At 56.5% G+C, this 17,806-nt stretch carries 12 protein-coding genes and 1 riboswitch; of the genes, 5 read left to right on the top strand and 7 right to left on the bottom strand.

What is annotated here, in order from left to right:
- Positions 1–10: 10 nt before the first annotated feature.
- The 3 genes from ACT3UM_RS12555 to ACT3UM_RS12545 all read right to left on the bottom strand — a co-directional run bounded on the left by ACT3UM_RS12555 (position 11) and on the right by ACT3UM_RS12545 (position 3,665).
- Entirely contained in the window at positions 11–1,435 is a 1,425-nt protein-coding gene (locus ACT3UM_RS12555) for a diguanylate cyclase domain-containing protein (RefSeq protein ID WP_498899242.1), read from the bottom strand.
- Between the two features lie 80 nt (positions 1,436–1,515).
- Positions 1,516–2,889: an SLC5/6 family protein gene (locus tag ACT3UM_RS12550; RefSeq protein ID WP_498899240.1), complete on the bottom strand. Its 1,374-nt coding sequence runs from the start codon at positions 2,887–2,889 to the stop codon at positions 1,516–1,518.
- Positions 2,879–2,986: riboswitch (TPP riboswitch) on the bottom strand. (Overlaps the previous gene by 11 nt.)
- A gap of 97 nt (positions 2,987–3,083) precedes the next feature.
- The gene (locus ACT3UM_RS12545) at positions 3,084–3,665 is read right to left on the bottom strand and encodes a peroxidase-related enzyme (RefSeq protein WP_498899238.1); all 582 of its coding nucleotides are present in this window, start codon (positions 3,663–3,665) and stop codon (positions 3,084–3,086) included.
- A gap of 180 nt (positions 3,666–3,845) precedes the next feature.
- On the opposite strand from ACT3UM_RS12545, the gene ACT3UM_RS12540 reads away from it, so the two are divergent.
- Positions 3,846–4,538: a hypothetical protein gene (locus tag ACT3UM_RS12540; RefSeq protein WP_498899236.1), complete on the top strand. Its 693-nt coding sequence runs from the start codon at positions 3,846–3,848 to the stop codon at positions 4,536–4,538.
- 71 nt (positions 4,539–4,609) lie between these two features.
- Here ACT3UM_RS12540 and ACT3UM_RS12535 read toward each other — a convergent pair whose 3' ends face one another.
- On the bottom strand, positions 4,610–6,109 hold the full coding sequence (locus tag ACT3UM_RS12535) for a CoA-acylating methylmalonate-semialdehyde dehydrogenase (protein WP_498899234.1): 1,500 nt from the start codon (positions 6,107–6,109) through the stop codon (positions 4,610–4,612).
- A 268-nt stretch (positions 6,110–6,377) separates the two neighbouring features.
- On the opposite strand from ACT3UM_RS12535, the gene ACT3UM_RS12530 reads away from it, so the two are divergent.
- Entirely contained in the window at positions 6,378–7,448 is a 1,071-nt protein-coding gene (locus tag ACT3UM_RS12530; RefSeq protein ID WP_498899232.1) for a zinc-binding metallopeptidase family protein, read from the top strand.
- Here ACT3UM_RS12530 and ACT3UM_RS12525 read toward each other — a convergent pair.
- Both ACT3UM_RS12525 and ACT3UM_RS12520 read right to left on the bottom strand, forming a co-directional pair.
- Positions 7,445–8,455, bottom strand: a complete 1,011-nt coding sequence (locus ACT3UM_RS12525) for an alpha-E domain-containing protein (protein WP_498899230.1) — start codon at positions 8,453–8,455, stop codon at positions 7,445–7,447. The genes ACT3UM_RS12530 and ACT3UM_RS12525 overlap by 4 nt on opposite strands.
- A gap of 4 nt (positions 8,456–8,459) precedes the next feature.
- Positions 8,460–9,941: a circularly permuted type 2 ATP-grasp protein gene (locus ACT3UM_RS12520; RefSeq protein ID WP_498899228.1), complete on the bottom strand. Its 1,482-nt coding sequence runs from the start codon at positions 9,939–9,941 to the stop codon at positions 8,460–8,462.
- A 364-nt stretch (positions 9,942–10,305) separates the two neighbouring features.
- Here ACT3UM_RS12520 and ACT3UM_RS12515 point away from each other — a divergent pair, with 364 nt between their 5' ends.
- The 3 genes from ACT3UM_RS12515 (at position 10,306) to ACT3UM_RS12505 (ending at position 17,038) form a co-directional block, all read left to right on the top strand.
- Positions 10,306–13,656 (top strand): transglutaminase family protein, encoded by a 3,351-nt coding sequence (locus ACT3UM_RS12515; protein WP_498899226.1) that lies wholly within the window; start codon positions 10,306–10,308, stop codon positions 13,654–13,656.
- 62 nt (positions 13,657–13,718) lie between these two features.
- Complete coding sequence (locus ACT3UM_RS12510) at positions 13,719–16,148, top strand: circularly permuted type 2 ATP-grasp protein (protein WP_498899224.1); 2,430 nt, start codon at positions 13,719–13,721, stop codon at positions 16,146–16,148.
- Complete coding sequence (locus ACT3UM_RS12505; protein WP_498899222.1) at positions 16,145–17,038, top strand: transglutaminase family protein; 894 nt, start codon at positions 16,145–16,147, stop codon at positions 17,036–17,038. The genes ACT3UM_RS12510 and ACT3UM_RS12505 overlap by 4 nt, the downstream gene beginning before the upstream one ends.
- Here ACT3UM_RS12505 and ACT3UM_RS12500 read toward each other — a convergent pair.
- Complete coding sequence (locus ACT3UM_RS12500) at positions 17,035–17,742, bottom strand: DUF3581 family protein (RefSeq protein WP_498899220.1); 708 nt, start codon at positions 17,740–17,742, stop codon at positions 17,035–17,037. The two genes, ACT3UM_RS12505 and ACT3UM_RS12500, sit on opposite strands and share 4 nt — an antisense overlap.
- Positions 17,743–17,806: the final 64 nt, after the last annotated feature.

The raw sequence follows: 17,806 nt of genomic DNA, 5'->3' as shown, positions 1-17,806 counted from the left end.
TCCCTGGTGCTTAACAAGCTCTACCAACAGGCTGGGCAATACGGACTTGGGCTTTTCCAGAACGTTTAGCTTCATACATCGCCACATCGGCACGCTTTAGCAGTTCGTTGGCGGTCTCGGCGCTGGCGGATAGATACAAAGCAACCCCAATGCTGACACTGACGTTTAGCGCTGCTTTGCCAGCGACCATTGGCTCTTGAACTACCTGAATTAATTTATCAGCCAACTGCTCAATGGCCGTAGGCTCACTGCCTTCCAATAGTAAAACAAACTCATCCCCGGCCCAGCGCGCGACATAATCAGTTTCACGGACAGCTTGCGCCAACCGTTTAGCAATCACACGTAGCAGCTCATCACCCATGGCATGGCCATGAGCGTCGTTAATTGCTTTAAAACCATCCAGATCCATGAAGAGCACTGCCAGGGGCTTTTGGGCACGCCGGGCACGCGCCATGGCATCAGGCAAACGTTCATCCAGGGCTCGCCGGTTGGGCAGTTGGGTTAAGACATCTTCCCTGGCCTGCTGGTCGCGTAGTCGCTCAAGCTGTTGGCGTTCGGTTATGTCGTGGATAAAAAGGCTTCGCCGCTCGCGCCCGTCAATTATCAGTTTTTTGATGCGCACCTCGACGGGCATTGCGTTGCCATCGTAACGGTGTGCCATAAACTCAATAGCTGCGCTGTCATTAGCGCTAGGCAAGCCAGCAGGAAAGACGAGCTGCGTGATTGGTCTCGCCAGGGCTTGTTTGCGTGGCCAACCAAACATCATTTCAGCGGCTTTATTCCAATCCAAAATGACGTCGTGTGCATCAAGACTGATATAAGCGTCGTAGGCTGATTCGATAACGAGATTAAGCTCATTAGTACGCCGCTCGATTTGGCACTCCATGCTGTGGTGTAACTCATTCAGCGCCTGCAGGGAGGCCTGGGCGTGTTTCTTCTCCATAACCAGCCGCTCTCGTAAGTGAATCTCATCGGTAATAATCGCGGCTAAGTCTTGCAAGGCAGCTAGCTCATCCTCACTAATCGTGCGAGGCTTTGTGTCGAGCGCGCAGAGTGAACCTAATGCCAAACCTTGCAAAGAGCGTAGAGGAATACCTACATAGAAACGAATGCTGCTGGAACCAGTCACCAATGGGTTATCGGCAAAGCGAGGATCCTGGCAGGCATCTTCAACAATCAACGGCTCAGAGGTAGCCACCGTGTAGGCACAGAAAGCCAAGTCGCGTGGCGTTTCGCGAAACTCTACGCCGACTCGCGACTTAAACCACTGCCGGTTAGCATCCATCAGCGTAAACGTTGAGATGGACACATTAAGCAACTGGGTCACCAATCGGGTGACTCGGTCGAAGGCAGGCTCGTCAGGAGTGTCTAGCAGTTCGATCTGATGAAGGGCTGCTAGTCGAACCTCTTCGTCAGGCGCTATGGGATAGCTCATTGTCATATCAACCATGAGGTAGGTGTTATTCTACCAGCATAACGCGATCAGCCCTTTACTGCTTAATACTCACTTTATACTCACTTTTTCTTAATTAAACCCGCGAGAAGGACGCTAGTGAGCGTTGAGGCGATTAACGCTCCGACGAATGGCCCCAAGGTGGGAATACTGCCCGGAAAACTTGCAGCCACGACCCCAGCGACCAGGCTACCTTGGCTTAACCAACCAGGGAGAATGGCACCCAGCAGGCCGGCGACACCCCCCATAATGGCCGCAATTGGCGTCATGCGTTGCCATAAGCCGAGCAGCACAGGCACCACAATGGCGGCACACAGCAAATCAGCAATCAAGAATAGTCGCAGTACCGACAGGCCCTGCAGGGCGATCACTACCACCGGGATCATCACGACGACCGTCACCCAACGAGCAGCCACCAGTGAAACGCCCTGCTGTTCGCTGCGGGCCACCACGAGCGAAGCAATACCGTTTTGTAGCGTATCAACGCTGGAGGCTACCAAGGTCACCGCCAGCACCAAAGCCGGTAACGTCAGCCAAACGGGAGCATCACTTAACAGGGCAAAGAAAGGCATTGGCGGCTCGCCGAGCGGCACACCGCTCATCGCCGCCAACACGCCCAGACCGCCAATCACCATCACTACCACTACGGTCATTGCGCCGCCTAACCAGGCGCCGCGCCCCAAGCTTTGATCATCTTGAGCGGCCCATACACGCTGCCAATAGCCTTGGTGGAAAAGGTTCGCTGCCGTTACCGCGATCACTAGCGTTAACGCTACGCTGAGCGCACTGGTGATGGGAATAGACGGGAGCGCAGCCTCATTGGGAATAGTGGGAAGTCGCCATAGTGCCATGCCACCCACCACACACAGCAGTACCAGCAGCAGCCACGCCTGCCAACGGTCAGTGGCAAGGCTGGCTCTCAGGCCTCCCGCTGCGGTATACACCAGCGTAGTAAGCGCCACGCCAATAATCACCAGCGCGGGCGGCACATCGGAAAGCAGCGCGGTGATGGCCCCAATGGCGGTGAGTTCAGCGGCTAAAAAACACGCCATATAGGCGATGGAGACCAGGGTTACCCAGCGCCGTACACCAGGGCCATAGCACGCCTCAGCAAACTCGGCGATACTGCGCCCCTCCGGCAACGCACGGCGAATCTTCGGCCCATACAGCCCCAAGACAATAAATGGCAATGCAGAGCCTAGCGCATAACCAACAAGGGCTAGCGGGCCGACGAAGGCACCAATTTCGGGAGGCGCAAAGAGAATCCATGCGCCCATACCAGAAGCAAGAAAGGAGAGCCCAAGGGTAGAAGCTGTTTGCGAGTTGCGTGCGGTTACGTAGTCGTCAAGTGGACCGTCCACCCAGCGAGCACGCAGGCCTAAAAAAGCAAAGCAGCAGAGCGCCGCGCCGAGCACGGCTGACGTTAGGTAAAGCATGTCGCGCTTCCTCCGCCGGTACTAACCGGATCAGGTTCCAGGGTCTGCGCAGTGCGCATCTCAGCCCTTTTGAGCAGGGGCTCCCCTGGCGACAGTGAATGTAGGTACGCTTAAGAACGGTGTTAACACTGATTCAGGAACTATTCTCAATCAGATTCACGGCTTAGTAAAGTTTAAGATACAATGTTCGCACCTTAGCGAGGCACACGCCCCATTAAGTAAAACTCCTCATTAGGCGGCGTGCCCGCCAATGTAACCAACCGATTCGACAAACCAAAAAATGCCGCTATGGCGCCTATATCCCAGCAGTCCTCTTGGCTAAAGCCCACTTCCCGTAAGCGCGTGAACCACTCGTCGGTCATTTCACCGACATCAATGGCACAGTGCATGGCGAAATCGAGCATCACCCGGTGGCGCTCACTAATCGGCGCCACGCGATGGTTGATCGCCACTTGATCTGCAAGCAGCGGGTCTTTGCTGTAAATACGCACCAGTGCACCGTGAGCGACTACACAATACAAGCAGCGGTTGCGCGCACTAGTAGCGACTACAATCATCTCTTTTTCGGCTTTGGTGAGCGTGTCCGATTCGCGCTCCATTAACGCATCGTGATAGGCAAAAAAAGCCCGAAACTCTGCAGGGCGATGGGCCAGCATCAGAAAGACATTGGGCACAAACCCCGCTTTTTCCTGCACGGCCAAAATGGAACTGCGAATATCTTCTGGCAGATCATCCAATGTTTCAGGAACGTTAAAGCGACTCAATGATGCAGACATACTCACCTCTTTATTGTTAAATTTAAACATCTAGTAAAAACGGTTTAGCTGATAGGTAACAAAAAGCTAAATGAAGAAACTTTTATTTAGCTGCTTCTCTCGCCATACTGGCTTAATTAGCTAAGAAAAATCGCGACCTACTCCTAAAAATATAAATAGCTCGTTCAAAGGGAAACCGCTATGAGCCATAACGAAGCCAAGGAACATACACCCGGTCGTCTAAATGAGCTGTTTGCTGACCCCTACCGAGCGTTTGAAAATGATACCGATGAGCGTCAGCTGCACATTCGTATCATGTTACATATGTTACTTGCCCGCCCAATGACACGGGGTCAAATGACACTCCGCGTTATCCATGGCTGGGAAAACGGCGGTTTTGAACCCGAAGACCTCCAGCATGTCGATTATCCCCTTGATGGGGTGCCTGACTTTAAACGTGCAGTGCAGGATTTTGAACACGCCTCTAAGCACAACACGCCGCTACCTGCCGACAAAAACGCCATTCTTGCTGCCCCGCTAGCCGATGCGATTGCAGGCGCCGAAGCCGAGGGCCAAGACCTCTCCAGCGACATTCGCGAGGCCCCAGCGCGCTGGCCTGCATTTGAAGGCGGTTTAGCCCTGTATACGTTGTTTAAAATGTATCATCGCCTTATTTACGGTGAAGATGACAACTATCGTTGCGCCCAATGCATGACACCGCTGGGTATGCGCGAAATACATGAGTTTCACCTTGAAGAGGGAGAGTTTGCGCTTCTGGTGCCGCCAGCTGATGAATTTATGCACGGGCAGTCACTGCTAGTTTTACACGAAAGCCAGCTTGATCCGATCGAGCAGTTGCTTGAAGAGAGCCTGCCGCTGTTTGATAATTTTTAGCCCTACGCTGTCGGATGATTCATCGGCCCGCTTAAAGTCGGGCCGATGTGCGGCAGTTTAGGTCGCTTTCATTAGCCCAGCGAGATGGTGCTGTTGATACCGCTGGATACGTTCTCCGGCTCAAACCAACGTGCCGTCACCGTTTTGGTTTGTGTCCAGAACGCGATCGCCTGCTTGCCGTTAGGGCCTAAATCACCCAGTTTCGAAGCCCTCGAACCGGTAAAACTGAAATAGGCAACTGGTACGGGAATCGGTACGTTGATACCAATTTGGCCAACGTCTACATCGGTTTCAAAGCGGCGTGCTACCCAACCCAAGTTAGTAAAGATAGAGGTGCCGTTGCCGTTAGGGTTGGCATTGATAAAGGCAATCGCCTCATCCAGCGTTTCAACACTCACCACGCACAGCACGGGACCAAAAATCTCTTCCCGGTAAATGGTCATATCCGCCGTTACGTCAGCAAACAGAGTCGGCCCAACAAAGTTGCCGTTGGGATAGCCCTCTACCTGAACATTGCGCCCATCGACCATCAGTTTGGCACCCTCTTTCTCCCCCGCATCGATTAAACGCAGCACGCGGTCACGAGCAGCTGGTGATACCAGCGGGCCTAAATCCGCATCGAGTTGGGTGCCCGGGCCGACTTTCATTTCACGCGCCGCATCAACGATATCGCTCAGCCACTCACGCGCCTCGCCTACCAGCACCACCACAGAGTTTGCCATGCAGCGTTGGCCCGCCGCGCCAAAGGCTGAGCCCAGCAGGTTGTTGATCGCCTGGCTACGGTTAGCATCGGGCATCACCACGCAGTGGTTCTTGGCCCCCATCATCGCCTGCATACGCTTGCCTGCCGCCGCTGCACGGTTATACAGCAACGAGCCCACATGGGTAGAGCCGATGAACGAGAGCGCTCTGATATCCTGGTGATCAGCAATTTGGTTGGCCACATCGGGGCCACCGTGCACCACATTGAGCACACCCGCAGGGACGCCAGCTTCGTGGGCTAGCTCCACTAAGCGCATGGTGGAGCTAGGGTCTTGCTCTGATGGTTTAAGAACAAAGGTGTTACCGGTGGCAATCGCCAGCGGAAACATAAAGCACGGCAGCATAATCGGGAAATTAAAAGCGGTAATACCGGCGCCCACCCCCAACGGTTGGTGCATCGTATAAACGTCCACCTCGTTGGCAGCGTTTTCTGCCAGCTCACCCAACTGCAGCGAGGTAATCGAACAGGCGTGCTCCACCACTTCCAAGCCCCGGCCAACTTCCCCTTCCGCATCGGGAAGCGTTTTGCCGTGCTCTTCGGTGATCAGCGCCGCCAACTCTGCGGTATTGTCGCGAATCAGTGCCTGAAGCTTGAGCATAATGCGCATGCGTTTACCCAGCGGCACTTTACGCCACTCCTTAAACGCCTCTTTAGCGCTGCTGATAGCGCGCTCCACCTCGTCAGCGGTACAGAACGGCACCCGCGCTACCACCTCTTGCGTGGCGGGGTTGACCACATCGCGCCACTCCTGGCTTTGCGACTGCACAGGCTGACCATCGATATACATGGGAATTTCGCGAACGGACATAGCGTTGCTCCTATTTATGATTGTGGTTGTTATGGTTATAGAAAAGCGGTTTTTAAAAGCACATCGCGGTAAGGCAAGTACACAGGGTATAGCAGTAAGTTAACGTTAACGTCAACCAAGTATCCCATGAGTAAACAAAATCTTCAGCAGGACGTCAATTAGTCTTTCCATTGTGGTGCCGTGCTGGCTATGCTTCGCCTAATCAACATGCCGCGGCATTGCGGATCGCACATGGCGAGCGTTCGTGCTTAAACAAAGGGAATTATCTATGCAGACCTTCAACTGCCGCTGTGGCAATCCACTGTTCTATGAAAACACCCACTGCCTTAGCTGCCAGTCAGAGGTCGGCTGGTGTCCTGCCTGCAGTAATATCGTTGCTGTTGCCCCCTTGGATAACGGCGGCTATCGCTGCACCCACCCAGGTTGTGATACGGCGCTGATGAAGTGTCACAACTACGCTGTTGAGAACGTGTGCAATCGTATGGTGGTAATGGAACAAGGCCAAGCGGATACGCTATGCGACTGCTGCCGTTATAACGCCATGATCCCCGATCTCACCATTAATGGAAACCGCGAGCGCTGGGCAGCACTTGAGGCGGCAAAACGGCGCCTGTTTCATACCCTTGATTTACTGAAACTACCCCACGGCACCCAAGAGGAGGCTATTGCGGTGCCGTTAAGTTTCTCGTTTATGGCTGATGCCCTACCTGACCAAGGACTATGGCGCTCTACCGCCAACCAGGAGAAAGTGTATACCGGCCATGCGGCAGGCCATATCACCATTAACGTCAAAGAGGCCGACGACGTTGAGCGCGAGCGTTTACGGGTCGATATGAACGAGTCCCACCGCACCTTGATTGGCCACTTCCGCCATGAAATCGGCCACTACTACTGGGACGTATTGGTTAAGGATCGCGATGAAGAAAGGTGTCGCGCAGTATTTGGCAACCACCACCGGCCAAGCTATACCGAAGCGTTAGAGCGCTACTACCAGCAGGGAGCCCCCGGCGATTGGCCCACCCGCTTCATCTCCGCCTACGCCACCATGCACCCCTGGGAAGATTTTGCCGAAACATTCGCTTATTACTTGGATATGGTCGCCGTACTGGATACCGCACTGCACATGGGCATTACCCACGTTGAGTACGACGGCAGCCTTGAGAGCATGCTGATAGCCTTTCACCAGGTAGGCATGGCGGTGAACGAGCTCAACCGTGATATGGGACTGCTCGATTTGGCGCCAGGTGTGATTGCCCCGGCGGTGCGCGAAAAACTGGCGTACCTGCATGACATCATTCAGGCCGCCAGCCCGTTAAAAAGCGATTCCTATACGCTTTAGTCGTTATCGTTGTCCCCCGCGTGGCTCTGGCTTTGAGTCTGACTCTGGGTTTGCGTCACGCGGGGCACGCTGTCGTCATTCACAAAGTAGGTGGCGCTAAGCGTATCGTGGATGGCGGCAAAGCCGATCTGCAGTTCATCGATAAACAAGTGCAGCTTACTGGGTGAATGGGCGAGCGCTTGAATATCGGCGTCGACTACATCGGCGCGCACCAGCGAGACGGTGGCCGCCGGACGATCCTGGCGCGGCAGTAGCGTCAGCTCATGGCCCAGGGTTTCAAGGCTGCAGGCAATCGAGCGTGGCAGGTTAGGGTCTTGCAGCAAAAAGCGCAGCACATCTGGCCCGCGCACCCGTAAGCGCACCTGTTGGCGATACATCTGGTAAGCAGTCAGTGACTTGAGCACGCTCATCCATTGTAGGTTCTCAAATGGCAGCAACTCTTCAGGGTTTTGTGGCAGCAGGCTGGCGGAGCGCACGTCAACAATGCGAGTGGTCATATCGGCCCGTTCCAACTGACGGCCCAACTCAATAAAAGTACGCGCGGGGCCATGGCTTAACGTGCCTTCAATCAGGCCCGTTAACGCCTGGCAACCACGAATAACGCTTTTAAGAAAGCTATCGCGACGGCGTGGACTCACGCCGTTTTCGGCATGGTCGGCGACGCTAAGATAGAGCTGGTTAACCTCTTCCCAAATCTCCCGGGGCACCACATCCCGGGTGGTTCTCAGGTTCTCACGGGCACTGGCAAGAGCGGAAATAATCGAAATGTCATTATCGGTATCGGCGCATAAAAAGTGCACCACGTTGCGTTCATCAAAGTCGTTATGGCGCGCGGTAAAGGCTTCCAAGCTGCCAGTCATTTCGATAAGCGGCGCCCAACCCAGCGGTAGACGACCTGGCAAATCGAGCATAAGGTGACTATTGACGCTCAGTAAACGTGCGGTATCTTCCGCACGTTCAATATAGCGCGCCATCCAGTAGAGGTTCTCTGCAACGCGTGACAGCATGGCGTTAGGCTCCTTTCACCGCGGCCACTGCCGCCTTATCGTCGGTTTCTACAATCCAGGTATCTTTACTGCCGCCGCCTTGAGAGGAGTTCACCACCAACGAACCCTCAATTAACGCCACCCGGGTGAGACCACCGGTAGTCACGTGGATTTCAGGCCCAGAGAGAATGAAAGGGCGTAAATCCACATGGCGTGGCTGTGGTAAACCATTCGCCAACGTAGGCGTCGTCGACAGCGCCAGGGTGGGCTGCGCCATGTAGTTGCGGGGGTTCGCCTTAATCAAGCGGGCAAACTCTTCGCGGGTCTCTTTGGTTGAGCGCGGGCCAATCAGCATGCCGTAGCCCCCCGACTCATTGGCCGGCTTCACCACCAATTCATCAAGATGGTCAAGTACATAGCGGCGGTCATCTTCGAACATGCATAGGTAGCTGGGCACGTTAGGCAACAGCGGCTCCTGGTCGAGATAGTAGCGAATCAGCGCAGGCACGAAGGCGTAAACAACCTTGTCATCCGCCACGCCAGCACCCGGTGCATTGGCGAGTGCGACCTTCCCAGCCCGCCAAGCGCGCATTAGGCCCGCCACTCCCAGCATGGATTCCGGATTAAACGCTTCCGGGTCGAGAAACTCGTCATCCACGCGACGGTAGATAACGTCAACTCGGCGCAGTCCTTCCACGGTGCGCATGTACACCACATCATCGTCATCGACTAGCAGGTCGCTGCCCTGCACCAGCTCGACACCCATTTGCTGGGCAAGGTAGGCGTGCTCAAAGTAGGCGGAGTTATAGATTCCAGGCGTCAGCACCACCACCTGCGGATCATCCCCAGGCCGGGGCGACATCGCAGCGAGCATGTCGTAGAGGTTGGCCACATAGTCATCAACAGGCAGGATTTTGCCTGAGGCAAAGAGCTCCGGCAGTACGCGCTTGGTGACGTTGCGGTTTTCCAACATATAGGAGACGCCGGAAGGAATGCGTAAGTTATCTTCCAACACATACAGCGTGCCATCCCCATCGCGCACTAGATCTGAACCGCACACGTGGGCCCACACGCCGTGAGGGGGATTAATGCCGACACACTGGGGGCGAAAATTAACCGACTGCGCCAACACCTCGGCGGGTAACACTTTGTCCTTAATGACTTTTTGATCGTGGTAGAGATCATCAATAAATAGATTCAGCGCCTGCACGCGCTGTTTGAGGCCTGCCTCGGTTTTACGCCACTCGCTGGCGGGAATAATCCGCGGCACAATATCAAAGGGCCAGGCACGATCGATCATCGCGCCTTCAGAGTAGACGGTGAACGTAATCCCCATGGTACGAATGGCGATCTCTGCGGCGGTTTTCCGCTCGGCTAACTCTTCTGCGCTAAACCTTGCCAACATGTTGCACAATTCACCCGCTGAATCGCGTGGCTGACCGGGTGCGGCCATCAGCTCATCGTAGTAATCACGACACGCATAGTTATTCCAATTCACTTGGCTCATGGGCGCTCTCCTGGCGCTGGGGTGGAAGCGGCAACTTCCTCAATGCTCAGTGTAGGCCTGCCGCGCGCAAAACAATCAAACAATTGAGAGCAAAATACGTACCATCTTTTGCGATATTTCAACGTTCGCTTACTTAAACGCTACTTGACAGGGAGCACGAGCCAATTAAATCGACTATATGCTCTATATCGGTGCAGTAAAGCAGTGCCATTTTGGTGCATTAAGCGATTTCCACTTTAGTTAAACGCCTTAGTTAAGATAGCGGCTGCAAAAAAGTAAAAGTGGAACGATACTTGCGAAACGTTCGGTTATTCCTTAACCCAACCGACCCACCGGTTGATAACGGTTCTTTTGAGGGTGGCCCATGACCATTCGCGTTGCCTTGTATCATCGCACGACCTACCACTTTGACCGCCCGGTGCGCCTTTCGCCCCATGTTATTCGGCTGCGTCCGGCGCCCCACTGCCGCACCCATATCGAGGCCTACTCGCTCAAACTCTCCGGCGACGACCACTTTTTAAACTGGCAACAGGATCCGTTCGGCAACTTCAATGCCCGCGTAGTGTTTCCCGAACCGCGTAAAGAGTTAACCATTGCTGTCGAACTCATCGCCCCGATGACGGTGATCAACCCGTTCGATTTCTTCTTGGACGACATTGCGCAAACGATTCCCTTTGCCTACCCCGAAGCGCTGCGCCAGGAACTAAGCCCCTATCTGGAAATAACGGAATCTGGGCCGCGGTTGATGGAGTGGCTCAAGGCTGTTCCCCGCGAACCCACCACCACCGTCGATTTCCTGGTCGCGCTGAATCAACGCCTGCAGGATGATATTGGTTATCTGGTACGCATGGAGCCCGGCGTACAGAGCTGCGAAGAGACCTTAACGTTCGCCAGCGGCTCCTGCCGCGACAGCGCCTGGCTGTTGGTGCAAATTTTCCGCCATTTGGGCCTCGCTGCGCGCTTTGTGTCCGGCTACCTCATTCAGCTCAAGTCCGATGTCAAAGCGCTGGATGGCCCCAGCGGGAGCGAAGTAGATTTCACCGACCTACACGCCTGGACCGAAGTATTCCTACCCGGCGCGGGCTGGGTGGGGCTCGACCCCACCTCGGGACTGTTCGCTGGCGAAGGCCATATTCCCCTCGCCGCCACCCCGACGACCGGCAGTGCGGCCGCGATCACCGGGTTTTCGGATAAGTGTGAAGTTACTTTCGATGTCACCATGGAAGTGGAGCGTATCCACGAAGATCCACGGGTCACCAAGCCCTATAGCGATGAGCAGTGGCAGCGTATCTGCGCGCTGGGTGACGAGGTAGATGCCGAACTGCTCCACCAGGACGTACGCCTGACCATGGGCGGCGAGCCCACCTTTGTCTCGGTCGATGATATGGAGAGCCCACAGTGGAATACCGAAGCCCTGGGTGAGCACAAACGAGAACGCGCTGAGGCACTGCTAACCCGGCTGCAGGCCGCTTACGCCCCCGGCAGCGCTATTCAGCAACAGCAAGGCAAGTGGTACCCAGGGGAACCACTGCCCCGCTGGGCGCTCGCCTGCTACTGGCGTAAGGATGGCGTGCCACTCTGGCGCGATCCCCAATGGCTGGCCTGCCTAGACGGCGCACCAGAGCTCCATGCAGATGATGCAATGGCCCAGCGCTTTACCAAGGCGCTAAGCGAACGCCTGGGTGTGGCCGAACGCTACTGGATCCCGGCGTTCGAGGATGCCTACTACTATCTTTGGAAAGAGCAGTCGCTACCAATCAACGTTGACCCACGGGAAGCCAATCTCAAAGATGACGCCGAGCGACACCGTTTAGCCCGCTTATTAGAACAAGGGTTGGACGAAGTGATTGGCTATGCCCTACCGCTGCGCCACTCGCTTAGCCAGGCTCACCGTTGGGAGAGTGGCCGCTGGCCGCTCAAGCGTGAACACCTGTTCCTGGTGCCCGGTGACTCGCCCATGGGTTTGCGTTTACCGCTTTCGGCGCTGCCTTGGGCTGACCCAGAAGAGCAGCCCCAGCCTGAATCGCTGTTCGCGCCCCGCCCAGAGCTGGGCGACATTCACGGCGAAGTTGCTCGTCGCAACGCCGAACAACACCACCTCAGCGATGCCGAACGCTTGGGTCGAACCAGCCATCCAAGCCCATCACACCCCGAGGGCGAGGCTGTTCAGCAGCAGCCAAGGGCGCAAATCGACACGGAAAGTGGTGTTATTCACACCAGCCTATGTGTGGAGCCACGGGATGGCCGTCTGCATATTTTCCTGCCACCGCTAACCAGCTTGGAGCACTACCTCGACCTACTCAGCACCGTTGAGGAGTGCGCCAAGGAGCTCGCCTGCCCGGTGATGGTAGAGGGTTATTCACCGCCGCGGGATCCGCGACTGGAAAACTTTATGATCACCCCCGACCCTGGCGTGATCGAAGTCAATATTATGCCCGCCGCCAGTTGGCAAACCCTGGTCGCGCAAACCGAACGGCTGTATGCCGAGGCACGTGAAACCCGCCTAGGCACTGAAAAATTCATGCTGGATGGCCGCCATACCGGCACCGGTGGGGGAAATCATGTCACCCTGGGCGGCTTGACACCTGAGGACTCACCGTTTCTGCGCCGCCCGGATCTGCTCGCCAGCCTGGTTACCTATTGGCAGCACCACCCTAGCCTCTCTTACCTGTTTTCAGGCCTGTTTATTGGCCCCACTAGCCAAGCCCCGCGGGTAGATGAAGCGCGCCACGAGGCACTTTACGAGCTGGAAATCGCCCTACAGCAAATGCCCGAAGGCGAAGTAGTGCAGCCCTGGCTGGTGGATCGCTTGCTGCGCCACCTACTGACTGACTTAACCGGCAACACCCACCGCGCCGAGTTCTGTATCGACAAGCTCTACTCGCCGGATAGCGATAGCGGGCGGCTAGGGTTACTGGAACTACGCGGCTTTGAGATGCCACCCCATGCCCGCATGGGGCTGATGCAAATGCTGCTGATCCGCGCCCTTGTTGCGCGCTGCTGGAAAACACCCTACCGGGCCAAACCGGTGCGCTGGGGCAGCGCCTTGCAGGATCGCTGGATGCTGCCCCACTACCTGTGGCATGACCTTGACGATGTGTTAAGCGACTTACGCCACCACGGTTTTGATTTTGATTTGGAGTGGTTTGCCCCCTTCCTGGAGTTCCGCTTTCCGCTCCACGGGCGCTTGCACACGCCGATGCTGGATATCGAACTGCGTCAAGCTATCGAACCCTGGCATGTATTGGGCGAAGAAGCCTCTGCCGGGGGCACCGCCCGCTACGTCGACTCATCGGTCGAGCGCCTGGAAGTCAAGGTCAGCGGCATGAGCGGCGACCGCTACGTGGTGACCTGCAACGGTCGTCGGGTGCCGCTTTCAGCCACCGGCAGAAACGGCGAAGCGGTGGCCGGGGTGCGCTACCGTGCCTGGCAGCCGCCCTCGGCGTTACATCCGCAAATCCCCATTCACGCGCCGCTGGTCTTTGATGTGATCGACACCTGGAACCAGCGCTCCGTGGCGGGATGCACCTACTACGTGGTACACCCGACCGGACGCAATTTCGACACCTTCCCGGTTAATGCGTTTGAAGCGGAAGCGCGCCGACTGGGGCGTTTTAGTGACAGCGGTCATCGCCATGGTCATCAGGTGCCCAAGCTGGAAACACCCAGCCTGGAACTGCCGCAAACCCTCGACTTACGCTGGACACCAAGCTAATGCTTTCCTCTTAGCGGCTAGTGCAGGATAATCCGCCCACCTTTCTCAGGATTACAAGGATAATGACGGCCCCTGTCTCCCCCTCACTTCTCGCGCCCGTGGCTAACGGGCTCGTTGAGGATTACTTACACCAGCTAGGCAAGGGACAGCCCGGCACGTTTGACGCCATGCTCGATGGCCAGGGGCAGCTACGCCCCGGTTGGCAGGGCTTACTGAGCTCACTGGAAGGCATGGGCCCTACGGGGCGCTTACAGCAGCATGAAGAAATACAGCGGCTGCTGGCTGAAAACGGCGTGATTTTTAATATGCATGATGACACCCAGGGGCGTTCGTGGCGGCTTGATCCGCTGCCCTGGGTGATCGATGAAGCACAGTGGCAGACACTAGAAGCGGGGCTAATCCAGCGCAGTCGCCTGCTGAGCGCTCTTTATAATGATATTTATGGGCCCAAAACGCTTTTTGAAGCGGGGCTCTTACCAACCCAAGCGTTGCTTGCATCACCGCACTTGCTCTTGCCCTGCCACCAGTCGCTACCCAATGACCGTGCAGCGATCAACTTTCACGGTGTGGATGTCATTCTGGATGCAAATGGCCAGTGGCGGGTGATGACAGACCGCCTACAGGCGCCATCAGGCACCGGTTTTGCGCTTGAAAACCGCATCCTGATGGCCCGCGCCCTGCCGGATATGTACCGCAATGCACCGTTAAAACGGTTAGCGGGGTTTCTCGACTTGCACCACCGTACGCTGATCGCCATGGCCTATCAGCATCGCGATAACCCCACGCTTATTCTATTAACGCCGGGGCCGGCCAGCCCACGCTACTTTGAGCACGCCTACCTGGCCAACTATCTCAATATCGCGCTGGTGGAGGGGCAGGATTTAGTCGTACGCGATACCCAAGTGTGGCTGCGTACGCTGGGCGGTTTACAGCCGGTGGACGTGATACTGCGCCACTGCGACGACGCTTACTGCGACCCGCTGGAACTACGCGGTGATTCGCAGCTAGGCGTACCCGGATTACTGCAGGCCATGCGCGCAGGCGGCGTGGCGCTATCCAACGCCTTGGGGGTGGGCATTTTGGAAGCCCCCGTATTAGCCGATAACTTACCGATACTGTGCGAACACCTGCTGGGTGAAACCCTGCTGTTACCCAACGCCGATGCCACGACGGTGTCCGCCACCGCACCGGTTTTTGATAGCTACCTACAGCGGCTCGAGCCCACTACCCTCAACCTACGCTGCTTTATAACGCGCACGCCAGCCAGCGCCACGATCCACCGCAACGCTACTGCCAAAAGCAGTGAAGCCAGTGAGTACCAGGTGATGCCCGGTGGTTTAGCCTGGGTGGGAGAGCCTGGTCTGCCATCGCTGAGCAGCACTATCGTTAAGGATGTGTGGGTCACCGCCGCCGCTCCCCAGCCCCATGTTAGCCAGTTGCGCCAGGCCCGCGGCCCGGTGGTGGCCACCCGTGACGGCACCGATCTACCCAGTCGAGTAGCCGAAAGCCTGTTTTGGCTAGGCCGCTACGGTGAGCGCTTAGATACCCGCGCCCGACTGCTACGTGAAGCGCTGCTGAGACTGCTGGAGTACGACCAAGACGAGATCGCCGACCAACTGCTTGATGAACTGCTGCTAGCGCTCGATATCACCACGCTAAACGAAGAGGACGAGCAGCGGCTACAGGCGCCGCTGATGGGCTTTGAGCTAAAGCGTGCCGCACTGCTGGCCCAATTTGACGATGTGGACCCCCAGGCACTGCAGCCGCTGTTTGCCCAACTAATGCGCAATGCGCGCAGCGTGCGCGACCATTTAGGCGACGACTCCTGGCGGGTAGTCCACCAGTTGCGCCAGCGCATGGCCACCTTTAACCCCAGCTTAGGGGCCAGCGCTGCAAGGCGCGCCTGCGAAGGGTTGTCGGCCCAGCTAGCCGCCTTCTTTGGGCTGTGCAACGAAACCATGCCCCACCACTACGGCTGGCGGTTTATGGATATTGGTCGCTTTTTGGATCGTGTGCTGGGCTTGCTCTCACTGCTCAAGCTCACCCTCAATGCGCCGCACACACCGGGCTTAGCGCTATGGGAAGTGGTGCTCGCCACCACCGATAACTTTACCGCCTACCGAAGGCGTTATCGCAGCGAGCTTCACCCAGCGGCGATTCTTGACCTACTGCTGTTTGATGAAACCAATCCCCGCTCGGTGGGCTATATGCTCAAGCGCATTGAGCGCCAGATGGATCGCCTGCCTGGCAGCACATCGCCCTACCGCAACGCTGAGCGACGGCTGTTGATTCAAGCCAATGCGGCGCTGCACCTGGCGGATATTGATCGTTTAAGCCACTTGGCCGAGACGCCAGAGGCACAAGAGGCGTTAGAGCAACTGCTGGATGCCCTGATTGACCCTTTAAGCGCGCTTTCTGAAGCCATCAGCCAGAGTCATTTCAGCCATGTGGAACGGCCACGCCAGTTAGTCAGCATGGAGCCTGATACATGAACTACACGCTGCGCCATACCACTCGCTACCACTACAGCGCCCCAGTGACGCTATGCCATAGCGAGGCACGCGTGCTGCCCCGTAAAACGCCGCACCAGCAGTGTGGCGCCTCGGAACTACAGATCAGCCCCGTGCCCCAGGTGCAGATGGAGCGCCGCGATGTATTTGGCAATCGGGTACTCTATTTCGCTATGGAGGACGTCCATCAAACGTTGGATGTGACGGTGGTAACACCGCTAAGCACACAGCCCTTGGCAGCGCTGCCGCCTACTTCCTCAGCGTGGGAAAGCGTTGCTCAGCAGCTTAGCCAGGCAAACAGCTTTGACGTTCAGCTCTACCGCCTAGACTCACCGTTTATCCGCCGAAACGCTGAGCTAGCCAGCTTTGCTCACAGCTGCTTCACCCCAGGCAGACCGATCGTTGAAGCGGCATTAGCGCTTAATGAACTGATTCACCAAACCTTTGAGTACGACCCCAGCTTTACCACGCTGGCGACACCGCTAAGCGAAGTGCTCGCCAACCGCCGCGGCGTGTGCCAAGACTTCGCTCATCTGGCGATTGGCGCATTGCGCTCGGTGGGTCTCGCCGCTCGCTATGTCAGCGGCTACTTAGAAACCCAGCCGCCGCCAGGGCAGCCACGCCTGATCGGCGCGGATGCTTCCCATGCATGGCTGGCAACCTGGATTCCCGAATGGGGTTGGCTGGCCCTCGACCCCACCAACGGCACCGTGGCTGGCGAGCAGCATCCGGTGCTGGCCTGGGGGCGTGATTACGCCGATGTCGCCCCGCTCAAAGGCGTCATGAATGGCGGTGGCGAGCATCAATTGGAGGTTGAAGTCGATGTGATGCCACAGGCTATGATGCCGCCGATGGCCTCGACGGGACGCTAGGCCGACTCGTAGGCGGCCTTTAAACGGTAAAACTCTTCGACTATCGCGGCCATTTCATCGGCGTCGTAGTCGCACAGGCCACTCACCACAAGCTTCTTGGATCCGACGCCCACCGCCTCCCCAGCGGATTCAATCGAGAATTCCAGCAGCGCATCGGCGCGTTTCCCGTGAACCTCTAACGAAGAGTGGTTCAGCATTAAACCCGGCGAAAAGCCATCTAAACGCTCAAGCGAAAACCCCATGCTATCGTAGATCACCAAGGGGCGTTTGGGGTTAAACATGACCCCATGTTGCTCCATCAGCGGTTTGAGATAGTGCGGAAAATTCTTGCCTGAAAACGCGACATAGCAACGCGCAAAGGCTTCCACTACCGCGGGATCGTGAGTAATGTCACCACTACGCACCACCTGCAAGTAGCATTTGCCGCTCTCATCGCAAACGTGAAGTGCCCCGTTGTCTGCTTCGCTAAACTTAAGCGGCGTGTCAGCGCCCACCATGTTGGTGAAACGAAACTCCATTTGCCGCGACAACCCAAACTTTGTGAGTATCAGCACAAACAGTAGATCACCGGGCACACAAAAGCGCCGTGCATCCGGGTTATGAATAGGGTTGTAGTCACCCGCCACGCCTTTGGCGAAGCGACTGGCCTGCTCTGCAGAGATCACTACATACTCTCCGCGCTGCGCGTAAAAATCCTTGAACATGGCGTTTGTTGCCTGCCTAGCGTTGAAATCGAAAACCCGTCACTGCCCAACGCCGCGCATAATG

Origin of the sequence: Halomonas sp. AOP13-D3-9 (assembly GCF_052379125.1) — a bacterium.
Lineage (GTDB): Bacteria > Pseudomonadota > Gammaproteobacteria > Pseudomonadales > Halomonadaceae > Vreelandella.
Note: the sequence above shows the minus strand (reverse complement) of the source record. Positions and strands in the feature narration are given on the sequence as shown.